At 70.7% G+C, this 15,335-nt stretch carries 18 protein-coding genes; 12 read left to right on the top strand and 6 right to left on the bottom strand.

Going from position 1 to position 15,335, the window contains the following annotated elements:
• The first annotated feature begins 4 nt into the window (after positions 1–4).
• Together LZ017_RS01485 and LZ017_RS01480 are read left to right on the top strand one after the other, a co-directional pair.
• Positions 5–895: a 3',5'-nucleoside bisphosphate phosphatase gene (locus LZ017_RS01485; protein WP_241298287.1), complete on the top strand. Its 891-nt coding sequence runs from the start codon at positions 5–7 to the stop codon at positions 893–895.
• Between the two features lie 55 nt (positions 896–950).
• A complete protein-coding gene (locus tag LZ017_RS01480) occupies positions 951–1,577 on the top strand; it encodes an L-threonylcarbamoyladenylate synthase (RefSeq protein ID WP_241298286.1) in 627 nt (208 codons plus the stop codon).
• A 16-nt stretch (positions 1,578–1,593) separates the two neighbouring features.
• Here the strand turns inward: LZ017_RS01480 and LZ017_RS01475 are convergent, their stop codons facing one another.
• From LZ017_RS01475 to LZ017_RS01460, 4 genes are all read right to left on the bottom strand, one after another.
• Entirely contained in the window at positions 1,594–2,373 is a 780-nt protein-coding gene (locus LZ017_RS01475; RefSeq protein WP_241298285.1) for an MBL fold metallo-hydrolase, read from the bottom strand.
• A gap of 122 nt (positions 2,374–2,495) precedes the next feature.
• On the bottom strand, positions 2,496–2,849 hold the full coding sequence (locus LZ017_RS01470) for a RidA family protein (RefSeq protein ID WP_241298284.1): 354 nt from the start codon (positions 2,847–2,849) through the stop codon (positions 2,496–2,498).
• Positions 2,846–3,541, bottom strand: a complete 696-nt coding sequence (gene plsY / locus LZ017_RS01465; RefSeq protein WP_241298283.1) for a glycerol-3-phosphate 1-O-acyltransferase PlsY — start codon at positions 3,539–3,541, stop codon at positions 2,846–2,848. Before plsY ends, LZ017_RS01470 begins: the two co-directional genes overlap by 4 nt.
• A 6-nt stretch (positions 3,542–3,547) precedes the next feature.
• Positions 3,548–4,051 carry an aminoacyl-tRNA deacylase gene (locus LZ017_RS01460; protein ID WP_241298282.1) on the bottom strand — a complete coding sequence of 168 codons (504 nt, stop codon included), beginning with the start codon at positions 4,049–4,051 and terminating at the stop codon, positions 3,548–3,550.
• Between the two features lie 145 nt (positions 4,052–4,196).
• Here LZ017_RS01460 and LZ017_RS01455 point away from each other — a divergent pair, with 145 nt between their 5' ends.
• The 7 genes from LZ017_RS01455 to LZ017_RS01425 all read left to right on the top strand — a co-directional run bounded on the left by LZ017_RS01455 (position 4,197) and on the right by LZ017_RS01425 (position 9,426).
• Positions 4,197–5,180 (top strand): phosphate/phosphite/phosphonate ABC transporter substrate-binding protein, encoded by a 984-nt coding sequence (locus LZ017_RS01455; protein ID WP_241298281.1) that lies wholly within the window; start codon positions 4,197–4,199, stop codon positions 5,178–5,180.
• Positions 5,181–5,238: 58 nt separating this feature from the next.
• The gene (locus LZ017_RS01450; protein ID WP_241298280.1) at positions 5,239–6,897 is read left to right on the top strand and encodes an ATP-binding protein; all 1,659 of its coding nucleotides are present in this window, start codon (positions 5,239–5,241) and stop codon (positions 6,895–6,897) included.
• Between the two features lie 155 nt (positions 6,898–7,052).
• Positions 7,053–7,607, top strand: coding sequence for a DUF2975 domain-containing protein (locus tag LZ017_RS01445; protein ID WP_241298279.1), 555 nt, complete (start codon positions 7,053–7,055; stop codon positions 7,605–7,607).
• A complete protein-coding gene (locus LZ017_RS01440; protein WP_241298278.1) occupies positions 7,607–7,852 on the top strand; it encodes a helix-turn-helix transcriptional regulator in 246 nt (81 codons plus the stop codon). Before LZ017_RS01445 ends, LZ017_RS01440 begins: the two co-directional genes overlap by 1 nt.
• On the top strand, positions 7,824–8,420 hold the full coding sequence (locus tag LZ017_RS01435) for a hypothetical protein (RefSeq protein ID WP_241298277.1): 597 nt from the start codon (positions 7,824–7,826) through the stop codon (positions 8,418–8,420). Before LZ017_RS01440 ends, LZ017_RS01435 begins: the two co-directional genes overlap by 29 nt.
• A complete protein-coding gene (locus LZ017_RS01430) occupies positions 8,417–8,605 on the top strand; it encodes a hypothetical protein (RefSeq protein WP_241298276.1) in 189 nt (62 codons plus the stop codon). The genes LZ017_RS01435 and LZ017_RS01430 overlap by 4 nt, the downstream gene beginning before the upstream one ends.
• Before the next feature lie 44 nt (positions 8,606–8,649).
• Entirely contained in the window at positions 8,650–9,426 is a 777-nt protein-coding gene (locus tag LZ017_RS01425; RefSeq protein WP_241298275.1) for a hypothetical protein, read from the top strand.
• A gap of 7 nt (positions 9,427–9,433) precedes the next feature.
• Here LZ017_RS01425 and LZ017_RS01420 read toward each other — a convergent pair whose 3' ends face one another.
• Complete coding sequence (locus LZ017_RS01420; RefSeq protein WP_241298274.1) at positions 9,434–11,191, bottom strand: acyl-CoA synthetase; 1,758 nt, start codon at positions 11,189–11,191, stop codon at positions 9,434–9,436.
• Between the two features lie 107 nt (positions 11,192–11,298).
• On the opposite strand from LZ017_RS01420, the gene arsC reads away from it, so the two are divergent.
• The gene (gene arsC / locus LZ017_RS01415) at positions 11,299–11,652 is read left to right on the top strand and encodes an arsenate reductase (glutaredoxin) (protein ID WP_241298273.1); all 354 of its coding nucleotides are present in this window, start codon (positions 11,299–11,301) and stop codon (positions 11,650–11,652) included.
• A 25-nt stretch (positions 11,653–11,677) separates the two neighbouring features.
• Here arsC and LZ017_RS01410 read toward each other — a convergent pair whose 3' ends face one another.
• Entirely contained in the window at positions 11,678–12,172 is a 495-nt protein-coding gene (locus LZ017_RS01410; RefSeq protein ID WP_241298272.1) for a GNAT family N-acetyltransferase, read from the bottom strand.
• Between the two features lie 57 nt (positions 12,173–12,229).
• Between LZ017_RS01410 and LZ017_RS01405 the strand changes: the two genes are divergently transcribed.
• Positions 12,230–13,144 carry an alpha/beta fold hydrolase gene (locus LZ017_RS01405; protein ID WP_241298271.1) on the top strand — a complete coding sequence of 305 codons (915 nt, stop codon included), beginning with the start codon at positions 12,230–12,232 and terminating at the stop codon, positions 13,142–13,144.
• 122 nt (positions 13,145–13,266) lie between these two features.
• Positions 13,267–15,330, top strand: coding sequence for a S9 family peptidase (locus LZ017_RS01400; protein WP_241298270.1), 2,064 nt, complete (start codon positions 13,267–13,269; stop codon positions 15,328–15,330).
• The last annotated feature ends 5 nt before the right edge of the window (positions 15,331–15,335 follow it).

The following is a 15,335-nucleotide window of genomic DNA, read 5'->3' as shown; positions in this document are numbered from 1 at the left end:
CGGCGTGACCTCCACCCTGCACCCCCTCACCAACGCCGACCTTCACTGCCACTCGACCCAGTCGGACGGCACGCTGAGCCCGGAGGCGCTGGCCCGGCGCGCCAGCGACAACGGCGTCGAACTGTGGGCGCTGACGGACCACGACGAGGTGGGCGGACAGCAGCGCGCGCTGGACGCCGCGTCGCGACTGGGCCTGCCCTATCTGACGGGCGTAGAAATCTCGGTCACCTTCGCCGGCCGCGTGGTGCACATCGTCGGCCTGGGCTTCGACCACCGCGACGCCGGCCTGATCGAAGGCCTGCGGCGCACCCGCGGCGGACGCGAGCAGCGCGCCCGCGAGATGGCCGAGGACCTGGCCCGCGTCGGCGTGCGCGGCGCCTTCGAAGGCGCGCTGAAGTACGTGGGCAACCCCGAGCTGATCTCGCGCACCCATTTCGCGCGCTTTCTGGTGGAGGCCGGACATTGCACCGACGTGCCCGAGGTCTTCCGCCGCTACCTGACCGAGGGCCGGCCCGGCTATGTGGAGCACCGCTGGGCCAGCCTGGGCGACGCGCTGCGCTGGATCCACGCGGCGGGCGGCATCGCCGTGATCGCCCACCCGGGCCGCTACGGCTTCACGCCCACCGAGGAATACGCGTTGATCACCGAGTTCATCGGCCATGGCGGCCGCGGCATCGAGGTGGTCACCGGCAGCCACACCGCCGACGACATCCGCCGCTACACCGAGACCGCGCTGGAATTCGACCTGCTGGCCTCGCGCGGTTCCGACTTCCACAGCCCCGAGGAAAGCCGCTGCGACCTGGGCCGGCTGGACGCGCTGTCCGGCCGCCTGCGCCCGGTCTGGCAGGCGCTGGCCGAGCGCGTGCACTGGCCTGCCGCCGTTGCCACGCCCTGACTGACGTCAAGGGGGCCGCCAGCCGGACCGGCCCGCGCCGCGCGACAATCGCCCCATGGCCCTGCTCTACGACGTTCACCCCGACAACCCGCAGCAGCGTCTGCTCAAGCAGGCGGCCCAGGTGCTGCACGGTGGCGGCATCGCCGCCATCCCCACCGATTCCAGCTATGCGCTGGTCTGCCACTTGGACGACAAGGCGGCGGTGGACCGGCTGCGCCAGCTGCGCGGCGTGGACGACCGGCACCACCTGACCCTGCTGTGCCGCGACCTCAGCGAGCTGGCCAACTACGCGCGCGTGGACAACCGGCAGTACCGCATGCTCAAGCTGGGCACGCCGGGCCCTTTCACCTTCATCCTGCAGGCCACCAAGGAAGTGCCGCGGCGCGTTTCGCACCCGTCGCGCCGCACCATCGGCCTGCGCGTGCCGGACCACAAGGTGACGCAGGAGCTGCTCGCGGTGATGGGCCAGCCGCTGCTGGCCACCACCCTGATTCCGCCAGGCGAGCAGGACCCGCTCAACGACGTGGACGAGATCCAGGCGCGCTACGACAAGCTGCTGGACGCCATCGTCGCCGCTGGCGCCTGCTCCGCCCAGCCCACCACCGTGATTGACATGAGCGCCGACGACGAGCCGCAGCTCGTGCGCCAGGGCAGCGGCGATCCGGCCCGTCTGGGGTTGTAGCTGCGGACGGCGGTGCCTACTCCGGCACGCGGTAGTTCTGCGTGCCCATCAGGTCGATGCCGCAGTCCAGCTCGCGGATCCAGTCGATGAACTGGCCCACCGCCGGGCCGGCCATCGGCGAGCCGTGCTGGGGCACGATCATCGCGATGTCCAGGTCCTTGACCATCGCGGCCCACAGGCGCAGCACCTTGTTGCTGACCATGTAGCGGCGGTGGAAGCCTTCCATGCGCGCGATATGCGGCCCCAGGTCCTTGACGATGCGGTCGGGCCGCAGCCCGGTGCCCAGCGAGGCGCCCAGGTCGCCGGAGAAGAGGATGCGGCTGACCGGGTCGTAGAACTGGAAATTGCCCTCCGCATGCATGAAATGCGCCGGCAGCGCCCAGAGCTCGAAGCGCTCCTCGCCCTCGCCCAGCATCAGCCGGGCCCCCGGGTCGGGCAGGCCAACGATGCGTCCCACGGTCTTGCCGGGCTTGCAGAAATGCGGCGCGAAACGTTCCCAGATGCGCGAGATGTAGACCTTGGCCTGGGTGGAGGTCATCCAGCGATCCAGCGAGGCGATGATGTCCGGATCGGCATGCGAGGCCAGGATGGCCGCCAGCTTGTGCGGCGGGAAATGCTGGCTCATCCCCAGGTAGAGCTCGTTGTAGGCCAGGTTGCCGCCCGGGTCCAGGATGGCGCCGGTCTGGCCGTTGACCAGCAGGAACTGGTTGGACTGCACGCTCTCGTCGTCACCGGCGGTGAGCTCGGAGAACATCAGGCACTGGTGATGGCCTTGCTGGAAAAGAACGGTGTACATGGGGCTCCCGGGGATGCTCGGGCCACTCTAGGCCAGCAAGCCTGAGCACAACTTGAGTTGAGTCAAGTTGCGCTCAGGGTTGCTCCCAGGCCATCCGCACCAGGCGGATGGCGGGGACAGGATCACACGGCGGCGGTGATCACGATTTCGATCTTCCACTCCGGCTTGGCCAGCTTGGCCTGCACCGTCGCCCGCGGCGGCGTGTGGCCGGCCGGCACCCAGGCGTCCCAGGCCTCGTTCATGCCGGCCAGGTCGGCGACGTCGGCGATGTAGAGCTGGGCGCGCAGGATCTTGGTCTTGTCGCTGCCGGCGCGCGCCAGCAGGCGGTCGATCATCGCCAGCACCTGGCGGGTCTGGCCCTGGATGTCCTGGGTGGCATCGTCCGGCACCTGGCCGGCGAGATAGACGACGCCGTTGTGCACGGCCATTTCAGACAGGCGGGGGCCGACGTCGAAGCGTTCGATGGTGTTGCTCATGAGTGATGGCGTTTGGTTTTGGAGGAGGAATGCTTGCCGTGCTGGTGCGGGTGGGCGGCCGGCGCATGGGCCGCCGACGCGGCCTTCTGGCCCAGCTTGCTCTCAGTGCCGGCCAACAGCTTGCGGATGTTGGCCTCGTGGCGCCAGATCAGCAGCAGGCTCATCAGCCCGACCGCGAGCACGCTGGGCTCGGCGCCCCAGATCAGCATCTGGTAGAACGGCGCGAACAGCGCGCTGACGATGGAGGCCAGCGACGAATAGCGGAAGAAGAAGGCCACGATCACCCAGGTGGCCAGCGTCGCGGCGCCCAGCTGCGGGTTGAGCGCCAGCAACACGCCGGCCGCGGTGGCGACACCCTTGCCGCCCTCGAAGCGGAAGAACACCGGCCACAGGTGGCCGACGAAGGCGGCCAGCCCGACCAGCGCCGCCGTGCTCTCGCCCAGCCCCAGGCGCGGGCCGTACATCAGCACCAGCAGCACCGGCACATAGCCCTTCAGCGCGTCGAAGGCCAGGGTCAGGATGGCGGCGGCCTTGTTGCCCGAGCGCAGCACATTGGTGGCACCCGGGTTGCCCGAGCCATAGCTGCGCGGGTCGGCCAGCCCCATCACGCGGCTGATGATCACCGCAAAGGACAGCGAACCGGCCAGGTAGCCGGCCACGGCGGCCAGCAGGGGATAGAGAGTGTCTTGCATGGGGCGCTATTCTGCACCGGGCCCCAGCGCGCATCGCGCCGGCCGGGCCTGCAGCAGCTCCGTCAAAACCCGCGGTTCCAGGCTCACCAGATAGCCGCGCCGGCCGCCGTTGATCAGGATGCGCGGCAGGGCCAGCACGGTCTCCTCGACGAAGACCGGCATGGATTTGCGCGTGCCGAACGGCGAGGTCCCCCCCACCATGTAGCCGCTGTGACGCTGCGCGACATCGGGCTTGCACGGCTCGACTTTCTTGCACGGCACCTGGCGCGCCAGCTCCTTCAGGCTGACCGTGCAATCGCCGTGCATCAGCACGATCAGCGGCTGCGCCTTCTCGTCCTGCATCACCAGGGTCTTGATCACCTCGTGCTCGGGCACGCCCAGCTGGCGCGAGGACTCGCCGGTGCCGCCATGCTCCACATAGTCGTAGACATGCTCGCCGAACGCGACGCCGTGACGGCGCAGCCACTGGGTCGCCGGGGTTTCGCTGACGTGGGAACTCTTTTTGCTCATGAATCGCGATTCTGCGTCAGGCGCCGGCCACGGTCGAAACGCACGGTGGCCGGGGCCGCGCCGCGCGGCTGGGCTGCCGCTCGCGCACGGCGCGTGGTAAAAGCATGGCAGGCGGCCGCGACCGCCACTCTGGGGAGAGAGTTGCGTGAGAAGACCCACACCGTCACCACGCCCGCGCGCCACGCCAGACCCGGCGCCAGGTGCCCATGTCCTCTGGAGTCGCCGACGCTGCCTGGACGCCCTGCTCTGCGCCACCACCGGCGCGGCACTCGCCAGCTGCGGCGACGCGGACTCCAGCGAACTGGCCTACCACGAACGACCCGCGCGGCCGCCACGGCCGCAGCACCGCTTCGCCGTGCATCCGCTGCACAACCCGCGCAAGCTTGCCGCCGCCTACCAGCCGCTGCTGGACCACCTCAACGCCGCGCTGCCCCAGCTGGGCCTGGAGCTGGAAGCCTCGCGCGACTACCGCGCCTACGAAGCCAAGTACCGCCAGCGCGGCCCGCACTTCCTGCTGCCCAACCCCTGGCATACGCTGCAGGCGCTGAAGGCGGGCTATCGCGTGATCGCGATGGCCGGCGATGCCGAGGATTTCCGCGGCCTCTTCCTGGTGCGTCAGGACAGCCCGTTGCGCCGGGTCGAGGCCTTGCGCGGGCGCGTGGTCAGCTACCCCTCGCCCACCGCGCTGGCGGCCTGCGTGATGCCGCAGTATTTTCTGTACCAGCACGGGCTGGACGTGCTGCGCGAGGTCACGCATCGCTACGTGGGCTCGCAGGAGTCGGCCATCATGCATGCGGTGCTGGGCCAGTCCGACGCCGCGGTGACCTGGCCCCTGCCCTGGCGCATGTTCCAGCGCGAGCACCCGGCCGAGGCGGCGCAGATGCGCGTGCTGGCCGAGACGCCCTCGCTGGTCAACAACTCGGTGATGGCCAGGGACGACCTGCCGGTCGCGCTCAGTGACGCGCTGCGCGACGCGCTGCTGGCGCTGGATCCGACGGGCAACGGGCGCGAGGTGCTGGACGCCATGGCCATCGCGCGCTTCCACCCGGCCGACGCGCAGCGCTACGCCCCGGTCGCCCGCTTCATCGCCGAGTTCGAGCGCCGCGTCCGCCCCGTGGAGGCCGCATGACTGCGGGAGGCGGGGGTCAGACGCAAATCGTGGCCGCCCCAGCGTGGAGGGCCGTCCGGTGAACCTGGCACAGCTCAGGACCTGGGCAGGACGCCTGCTGGGCAGCTCGCTGCGCCGCCGCCTGGGCCTGGGCGTGGGCCTGGTCGTCGCGGTGCTGATGAGCCTGTTCGTGCTCGACCTGACGCGGCGCCAGGCCGACAGCGCACGCACCCTGCTCGCCGAGGAGGCCACGGCGCTGTCCAACAGCGTGGCCGCATCCGCGGCGGTCTGGGTGGCTTCGCGCGACTACGCCGGGCTGCAGGAGATCGTGGAGGGCCTGCGCCGCTATCCCCATTTGCAACACGCCATGGTGCTGGACCCCGCCGGACTGGTGTTGGCGCACACCGAGCGCGAACGCGTGGGCCGCTATCTGCACGACCTGCCCGAGCAGGCCGCCACGACCACCTTGCACCACAGCGACCGGCAGGTGGATATCGTCAGCCCGGTACGCCTGTCCGGGCGCCTGATCGGCTGGGCCCGCATCGGGCTGGACGACCAGGCGCTGCAGCAGCGCCACGCCGAGATCCTGCGCCAGGGCGCGGCCTATGCGCTGGCCGCGGTGCTGCTGAGCCTGGCCGTCGCCTGGGTGGCGGCGGCGCTGCTGACGCGGCGGCTGGCGCGCATCGAGGCCGCGGCCAGCTCCAACCGCGGCGACGGAATCTGGATGCGCGCCGAGCTGCGGGGCGACGACGAGGCCGCCCGCCTCGCGCAACAGTTCAACCTGATGCTGGACGCGCTGGAGGAGCGCAAGACCGCCCTGGCCGAGCTCAACGCCACGCTGGAATCACGCGTCGCGCGCCGGACCGCCGAGCTGGAGGGCAAGAACCACGAGCTGGCGGCGGCGCTGCAGGCGCTGGAGCGGGCCCATCAGCAGACCCGCGACGCGCTGGACCAGCTGCGACGCACCCAGGCCGAGCTGGTGCGCGCCGAGAAGATGGCGGGCCTGGGCACCCTGGTGGCCGGGGTCGCGCACGAGCTCAACACACCGATCGGCAACGCGCTGATGATGGCCAGCAGCCTGGCCGATGGCTGCCGCAGCTTCGAGCAACAGGCCACGGGGCAGCTGCGCCGCGCGGACTTCGAGCAGTTCCTGCGCACCGTGCGCGAGAGCAGCCAGGTCCTGCTGCGCAACATCGAGCGCGCCGCCACGCTGGTCAGCAGCTTCAAGCAGGTGGCCATCGATCCGGGCAGCTACCAGCGCCGCCGCTTCGATCTGCGCGCGATGAGCGAGGAGGCGCTGCAGACGCTCAAGCCCGCGCTGCGCGGCGCCCACGTCAGCCTGCGGCTGGAAATCCCCGCCGGCATCGAGCTGGAAGGCTATCCCGGCCCGCTGGGCCAGGTGCTGCAAAGCCTGGTCCATAACGCACTGACCCATGCCTTCGCGCCCGGGCAGCCCGGCCGCGTGACGCTGCGCGCCGAGGACGGCGGCACGGGAGAGGTCCAGCTGGTCGTCGAGGACGACGGCTGCGGCATCGCTCCCGAGGTGCTGCCGCGCATCTTCGATCCCTTCTTCACCACCCGCATGGGACGCGGCGGCGCGGGCCTGGGGCTGAGCATCGCCTACAACATCGTCACCGGGCTGCTGGGTGGCCGCATCGCGGTGGACAGCGTGCCCGACCACGGCACGCGCTTCACGCTGCACCTGCCCGCGCGCGCGCCGGCCAGCGACGCGCCCTGATCCTTCCGCGCGCGCGGTGGGCTGGCGCCCGCCGCGGCGCCAAGCCTCCCCGCGCCACAAGTCCCGAGCGGCCTCGGCCGCGTCCTCCGTCCAGGGGGATTGCCGGCTATTTTTTATTGTTTTACGATAATTTCTTTTCGCACCACAGCGACCCGATGGACGTCACCGATTTTCCCGGCCTGCACCGCATCCGCCTCCTCGCGCGCTGGGTGCGCCTGCTGTGCGCCGTCGCGGCGCTGGGGCTGATGCTGGCGCATGTCTGGATCTGGACCCATCCCGAGCTGCTGGAAAACGTGGCCCGGCGTCAATGGACCGTGGGCGACAGCGCATTGCTGCAATTCGGCCCCGGCAACCGCCTGCTGGGTGCCGTGGTCTCGCTGCCCAGCCTGCTGGTCGCCCTGGTGGGGCTGTGGCAGCTGTGGCGCCTGTTCGGTTGCTATGCGCGCGGCCTGGTGTTCGCGGCCGAGCCGGTGCGCCGTCTGCACAGCGTGGGCTGGGCCGTCACCGCGCTGGCACCGCTGCTGCCGCTGTCGCAGACCTTCGCGGTACTGGCGCTGAGCTGGAACAACCCGCCCGGCACCCGGCTGCTGGTCTTCACGGTGTCGTCCGAGCATTACCTGGCGCTGCTGTTCGGGCTGGTGCTGCTGGCCATGGCTCGCATCATGCAGGAGGCGCAGCGCGTGGCGCAGGAGAACGCGGAGTTCATCTGATGCCCATCCGCGTGACCCTGGACGTGATGCTGGCGCGCCGCAAGATGCGCTCCAAGGACCTCGCCGAACAGGTCGGCATCACCGAAGCCAATTTGTCCCTGCTGAAATCGGGCAAGGTGCGCGGCGTGCGCTTCGACACGCTGGCCCGCATCTGCGCCGCGCTGGACTGCCAGCCCGGCGAACTGTTGATCTACGAAGCTGGCGAGGAGGATGCCCATGGCGACGCGGCCGACGATGCGGCTTGAACGCCGCGCGCTGGTGCTGGCGCTGGTGCTGCTGGCTCACCTGGGCCTGTTGGGCCTGCTGGCGCGCGCCTGGCGCGCGCCGCCGGTGCCCCCCCGCGACGAAGGCCGGGTGACACGCCTGGTACTGCTGCGCCTGCCCTCGCCCAAGCCCGCCGCCACACCGACACCACCGGCGCCGCGCAGCGAGCGCATGCGCCCCGCTACGCCGATGCCGCGCCCGGCGGACGCACCAGCGCCCGCGCGCGTCATCGTGCCGGAGACAGCGCCCGCGCCGGTGGCCGCTGCGCCGGCCGAGCGGCCGGCCTCGGCGCCAGTCGAACCGCTGCTGAGCAGCGAGGCCACCCGACGCGCGCTGCGTGAGGCCGCGCGTGGCCCGCTGCTGAGCGAACGCGCCGACCAAGCCAGCCAGACGCTGGACCGCGGCGACGCGCCGGCGCGCCTGGGCCAGAGCATCCAGAAGGCCGGCCATGGCGACTGCGGCAAGGGCGAATTCGCCGGCGGCGGCATGGGGCTGCTGAGCCTGCCCTTCTATGTGCTCGCCGAGGCGCGCGGAAAGTGCCGCCGATGAAGCGCAAACACCTGGGCACCGCGCTCGCACTGGTCCTCGCCGCGCTGGCATTGGGCGCGCAGCTGCTCGATCCGAGCCCGCCCGCCGAGCCGGCGCAGGCCCGCTCCGCGGCGCCCGGCCACACGCCGGATACCGGATCGGCCCGCGCCGGTCTCCTCGATCACCCCGCATCAGGCGCGCCGTAGGCCTGCCGCCCCCGTCCCCACCATCCTCAGGGAGAAAAGAGCCCATGACACGCCATGTCCGCCGCGCCCGCCTGACGGCCGCCTGCGCCCTGTTCCTTGCCGCCACCAGCGTCCACGCCCAGAACCAGCCAGAGGCGGTGCAGCAGTTGCCGCGCGTCGAGTCCGACGTGAAGCGCGACGACAGCAGCAGCGCCCCCTATGCCCAGCTCAACGAGTTGCTGTGGCGGCTCAAGACCCAGGGCGAGGGCCTGTTCCGGCTGCGCTTCCAGCTTCAGCCGCGCGACAAGGCGCAGCCGCTGCGCAGCGACGTCAAGCTGGCGCTGCTGAGCCCGGAGCGCTATGTCCCCATCGCGCTGGATGCCGAGCGGCGCTTCGAACTGCCCAGCTTCCCGCCCGAGGAGGCCAAGGAAATGGAGCTGGGCTCCAACCTGCCCAAGAAGAGCGCCGCCTTCCGGGGCGAGATCGAGATCACCACGCCGCCCGAGCAGCTGGACATGGCCACCGTGCGGCGCATCGTGCGCGTGGGCCAGAAGCTGCGCGGCGAACTGCTGCCCTGGTACCTGCGCTGGCTGATGCCGCAGGTCGAAGGGGTGCGCGTCTGCAGCGAAACGCCGCGCATGACGCTGGAATGGCCGGAGCAGGGTCAGACCCTGGAGCTCGTGCTGCCGCTGGACAAGAGCCTGCGCGAGCCCGGTGCGCCCAAAGACGGAACGCCACGCCATTGCACGCTGCTGACCGGCCAGGAGCCCTGGCCCGACGCCGCGCGGCTACAGCCCGGCGTCAAGACGCGCCTGACGGGCAAACTCTCCGGCGTGTCCTGACGCGCGGCTAGCGTGCCGCGGCGGCCGCGGCGCGCTCGCGCTCCAGTTCGCGCAGCACGCGGCGCTGCACCTTGCCGGTGGTGGTCATGGGCAGCTGGGCGATGAACTCGATCTCCTTCGGGTACTCGTAGGGCGCCAGCCGCGCGCGCACATGGGCCTGCAGTTCGGCCACCAGCGCCGGCGACGCGGCATGGCCCGCGGCCAGCACCACAAAGGCCTTGACCAGCGCGCCGCGCTCGGCGTCCGGCTTGGGCACCACGGCCGCGTTGGCCACCGCCGGATGCTTGACCAGGCAGTTCTCGATCTCGCCCGGGCCGATGCGGTAGCCGGCCACCTTGAACTGGTCATCGGCCCGCCCCTCGTACCAGAGGTAGCTCTGCTCATCCATGCGCGCCATGTCGCCGGTGCGGCACCAGCTGTCGGCCGGATCTCCGCTGAACTTGGCGCGCGTGGCCGCCTCGTTGCGCCAGTAGCCGAGGAAGAAGACCGGGTCCGGCTCGCCGTGCACGTCGCGGCGGTGCACCGCGATCTCACCGACCACGCCCGGCGCGCAGGCCCGCCCCTCGTCGTCGATCACCGCGACGCGGTGGCCCGGGTAGGCCCGACCCATGCTGCCCGGCCGCGCCGGCCACAGCCGCGCGCAGTTGCCGACCACGTAGTTGATCTCGGTCTGGCCGAACATCTCATTGACCGTGATGCCCAGCGCCTCGCGCACCCAGTGGAAGACAGCATCGCCCACCGCCTCGCCCGCGCTCATGATGGCCTGCAGCCCTAGCTGGTACTGCTCGCGCGGACGCGGACAGGCCTTCATCATCGCCTTCAACGCGGTCGGGAACAGAAAGGTGTGGGTCACGCCGTGGCGCTGCATCAGCTCGAAAGCCCGCAGCGGGTCGAAGCGCCCCTGGTGGCCCAGGATGGGCCGGCCGAAATAGAGCGTGGGCAGCAGTGCGTCCATCAGCCCGCCGGTCCAGGCCCAGTCGGCCGGGCTCCAGAACACCGCGTCGCTGGGCCGCGTCGGGTCTGCGGGGTCGAAGCCGAACCAGTTCTGGCTGGCGACGAAGCCGCTCAGATTGCCCAGCAGCGCGCGCTGCGGGATCAACGCGCCCTTGGGCGCGCCCGTGGTGCCGCTGGTGTAGATCAGCACGGCCGGGTCGTCGGCGCTGTTGGCGCGCGCGGCGAAGCGCGCATCCTCCACCTGCAGCGCCGCCATCCATCCGGTCTCCACCGGCCCCGGCCCGGCTTGCGAGGCCGGCGCCGGCGCGCCCGGTCCGTCCTGGCCCACGACCAGCAGCTCGCGCAACTGCGCGCAGGACGCCGCGGCCTCGCGCAGCGCGGCCAGCGCGCCGCAGTCGACGATGGCCAGCATCGCGTCGCTGTCGCGCAGCCGGTACTCCAGCGCCTCGGGCCCGAAGAGCAGGGACAGCGGCATCGCCACCGCGCCAAGCTGGTTGATCGCCACATGGGCCACCGCGGTCTCGAAGCGCTGCGGCAGCACGAGGGCGACCCGGTCGCCCACGCCCACGCCACGGCGCCGCAAGGCGTTGGAGAGGCGGTTGGCGGCGCGCTGCAGCTGGCCGAAGCTGTAGTGCGCGCAGCAGCCGGCATCGCTCTCGAACAGCACGGCCGTGGCCTCCGGCGTGTCGCGCGCCCAGCGGCCGCAGCACAGCTCGGCGATGCTCAGGGTCTGGGGCAGGTCCCAGCGGAACTCGGCATGCAGCCGCGCATAAGAGTCCTGCTCCTCGCCCAAGTTGGATGCCCGCGCCATAGCGCCTCCTGCCCGGTCCGCGCGCCGGGACGGGCCATGCTAGCGAGGGGCCGCCCGGCCAACCTCATGGAAAGCCCTAGCGGGATCCGCGGCCTACACTGCGCGCCATGCTGATCTATCACAACCCCCGCTGCTCCAAGTCCCGCGAAGCGCTGACCCTGCTGCAGGCGCAAGCCGGCGGGCATGGCCGCCGCCTGGAGGTCATCGAGTACCTGCAGACGCCCCCCACGCTGGACGAGCTGCGCCGTCTGCACGCCCTGCTGGGCGTGCCGGTGCGCGAGATGCTGCGCGATGGCGAGGCGGCCTACCAGACCCTGGACCTGGGCCGCGAGGGGCTGGACGACGATACCCTGCTGAGCGCCATCGCCCGGCATCCGGAGTTGCTGCAGCGCCCCATCGTGGTGGACGGCGAGCGGGCGCTGATCGCACGGCCGCCACAGCGGCTGCAGGACTGGTTCTGAAACGCGCCCTCGCCGCCAGCTGGGGTCAGGTCTTGCCCGCGTAGGCCGCCAGCTCCGGACCGGTCAGGCGGCAGATGCGCCAGTCCGGCATCACGGTGGCGCCCATCTTCTCGTAGAAGCGGATCGCGTTGGCATTCCAGTCCAGCACGCTCCATTCGAAGCGGCCGCAGCCCCGCTCCACGGCCAGCGCGGCCAGGTGGCTGAGCAGGCGCCGCCCCAGGCCCGCGCCGCGGTGCGCCGGCTGCACATACAGGTCTTCCAGGTAGAGGCCGGGCTGGGCCAGGAAGGTGGAGAAATTGGTGAAGAAGAGCGCGAAGCCCGCCAGCGCGCCGGCCTGCTCCACCACCACGGCCTCGGCCACCGGGCGTGGCCCGAACAGATGCGGGGCCAGCTTCTCCGGCGTCACCTGCAGCAGGTGGCTGAGGTTCTCGAATTCGGCCAGCTCGCGGATCAGGCCGACCAGCGCGGGCACATCCTCGGGACGCGCGGCGCGCAGCAGATAGGGGTGTTCGGTCGTCATGCCCGCATTGTCTCCATGGCGGCAACGTCCGCGGCACAAGACCCTTACAGTGCGCCCATGAGCCCGACGACCGCCTACGCCCCCTTGCGCCCGCACCGCAGCGAGCAGCTGACCCTGCGCGGCCTGAGCCACCATCTGCTGCGCTGGGGACCGCCGCCAACGCCACGGCGACCGCTGCTGGTGATGCTGCATGGCTGGATGGATGTCGGCGCCTCCTTCCAATTCGTCGTCGACGCGCTGCCCGCGGACCAGCCCGTGCTCGCGATGGACTGGCGCGGCTTCGGCCTCACCGAGTCCACGCCGGCCGACTGCTACTGGTTCCCCGACTACCTCGGCGACCTGGACGCGCTGCTGGACGCCGTGAGCCCCGAGGCCCCGGTGGACCTGCTCGGCCACAGCATGGGCGGCAACATCGTGATGAGCTATGCCGGCGTGCGCCCGCAGCGCGTGCGCCGGCTGATCAACCTGGAGGGCTTCGGCCTGCCCGAGACCCAGCCCGAGATGGCGCCGCAGCGCCTGGCCGAATGGCTGGACGACCTGAAGACGCCGCAGGAGCTCAAGACCTACGAGGACCTGGCGGGCGTGGCCGCGCGGCTGATGAAGACCAACCCGCGCCTGGGCGCCGACAAGGCGCACTGGCTGGCCCCGCACTGGTCGCGCCGGCGCGCGGACGGACGCTGGGAAATCCTCGGCGACCCCGCGCACAAGCGCAGCAACCCCGTGCTCTACCGCAAGGCCGAGGCCCTGGCCTGCTGGTCGCGCATCGCCGCGCCCACGCTGTGGGTGGAAGGCAGCGACACCAACATCGGCCAGTGGTGGGGTGACCGCTATCCGCGCGCCGACTTCGAGGCCCGGCTGGCCGTCGTGCCCCAGCTGCAGCGGGCGGTGCTGCAGGGCGCGGGACATATGCTGCATCACGACCAGCCGCAAGCGCTGGCGGAGCATTTGGCACGCTTCCTCGCCGAGACCTGACGCCGCGTCCGCAGGCGGGCAGCCTCTGCCACCCAGGCCAGGGCCACTCCGGATCGCGCCGTGTTCGCGTGGGCGTTAACCTCCGCCCGGTTTCAAAACAAGAAGCAAACCGGGAGGACACGATGAGACCCCATTCCATCCTTGGCAGAGGCTGGCGCTGGCTGGCCGCCGCGCTGCCACTGCTCGCCAGCATGACAATCCTGCAACCCGCCACGGCCCAGGCCACGGCTGAGCCGGTGGCGCTGGAGCAGTTCTTCCAGCATCCAGCGGTGCTGGATGCCAAGCTCTCGCCGTCCGGGCGGCAGATCGCACTGACGACCGCGGCCGGCGGCAAGCGCGTCTCTCTGTTTGTCATCGAACTGGGCGGAACGCTCCGACCCATGCGAACCGCCACGTTCTCGAACGTGGATGTCACTCGCTTCGAATGGGTCAGCGACGAGCGGCTGGTCTTCAGCGTCGTCGACCTCCAAGCCGGTGGTGGCGAAGATCAACGCATGGCCCCGGGGCTGTACTCGGTCGCACCCAATGGCCAGGAGTTGCGCACGCTGGTGCGCCGCATTGGCACGCACTTCAGCGAAGGGTCTCGCGATCGCTCGCTGGAATGGAATCACATACTGCTGGCGGTGCCTCGCGTTCAGACTGACGAACTGGTTGACCATGTCGTGATAGGCGCCATGAAGTACGACAGTCACGACCTGACCCATATCGTCCCCATGTGGCTCAATGTGCGCAGTGGCCGCACCCGGCCGATGGAGATCAAGGGCGCGCCCGACGGTGCTCGCCACTGGCTGTTCGACAGCCAAGGCAACGCCCGCGCCACTGTGACTCGCAAGGGGGGGCGTGAATTCTTCCACTGGCGGAGCACTGCCGACCGAGACTGGCGTCTGCTCAGCGAGCACGACCGCATGCATCCCCCCTTCGAGCTGCATTCGGTCGACGCCAAAGGCACGCTGTACCTGACGTACAACACCGGTGCGGGCCAGTACGCCACGCTGAGCACTTATGACTTCTCGGCCGGCAAACCCGACGCGCGACCGCTGGTCAGCACGCCGGGCTTTGACTTCAGCGGTACGCTGCTCCTGGATCACAGCGGCATGACAGCTCTGGGTGTGCGTCTGGAGACCGATACCGAGCAAACCCTCTGGTTCGACGCGGCGATGAAGCGCTTCCAGGCCGAGGTCGATGAGCGCCTGCCCGGCCGAATCAACCGCGTGCAGTGCCGTCGCTGCGGCGCCGAGGACATGGTGGCTCTGGTGAACAGCTTCTCTGACCGCGATCCTGGCAGCCTGTGGCTGTACCAGGCCGCAACACGGCAGTGGCAGCCGGTCAGCCAGGTTCTCGATGGCCTCGAGCCTCAGCGCATGGCTAGCGTGGACTTCCAGCGCATCCGTGCGCGCGACGGACGGGATCTGCCGGTCTGGATCACGCTGCCGCCCAGCGTCAAGCCCGGCACCAAGCCCGAGCGTCCGCTGCCCACCGTCGTCATGGTCCATGGCGGGCCCTGGGTGCGCGGTGGCCATTGGCGCTGGTCGGCGATGGAGCAGTTCCTCGCGTCGCGCGGCTACCTGGTCATCAGCCCCGAGTTCCGCGGCAGCACCGGCTACGGCTGGGCGCACTACCAGGCCGGCTGGAAGCAGTGGGGGCAGGCCATGCAGGATGACGTGGCCGATGCACTGAAGTGGGCCCAGGCCCAGGGCCTGGCCGATCGGCGCGCCTGCATCGCCGGCGCCAGCTATGGCGGCTATGCCACGCTGATGGGCCTGGTGCGCGATCCTGAGCTGTACCGCTGCGGCATCGCCTGGGTGGGCGTCGCGGACCTGAAGCTGCTAGTGCAGGGCAGTGGCTGGATCCACGACGACATCGGCAAGGACACGCGCCGCTATGGTTTGCCCGTGACGGTGGGTGACCCTGAGAAGGACGCCGAGATGATCCAGGCCAACTCGCCGGTCGAGCAGGCCGCGCGCATCAAGGCGCCGCTGCTGCTGGCCTATGGCGCCGCCGACGTGCGCGTGCCACTGGCCCATGGCGAGCGGCTGCGCAGTGCGCTGAAGGCTGCCGGCCAGACGCCGGAATGGGTGGTCTACCCGGACGAAGGCCATGGCTGGCGACAGGTATCCACCCAGGTGGACTTCGCGCGCCGCGTCGAGCAGTTCCTGGACCGTCACCTGAAGGCCGGCGCCCCCTGAGTACC

Source organism: Pelomonas sp. CA6 (assembly GCF_022549225.1).
In the GTDB taxonomy this organism is placed as follows: Bacteria; Pseudomonadota; Gammaproteobacteria; order Burkholderiales; family Burkholderiaceae_C; genus Roseateles.
Note: the sequence above shows the minus strand (reverse complement) of the source record. Positions and strands in the feature narration are given on the sequence as shown.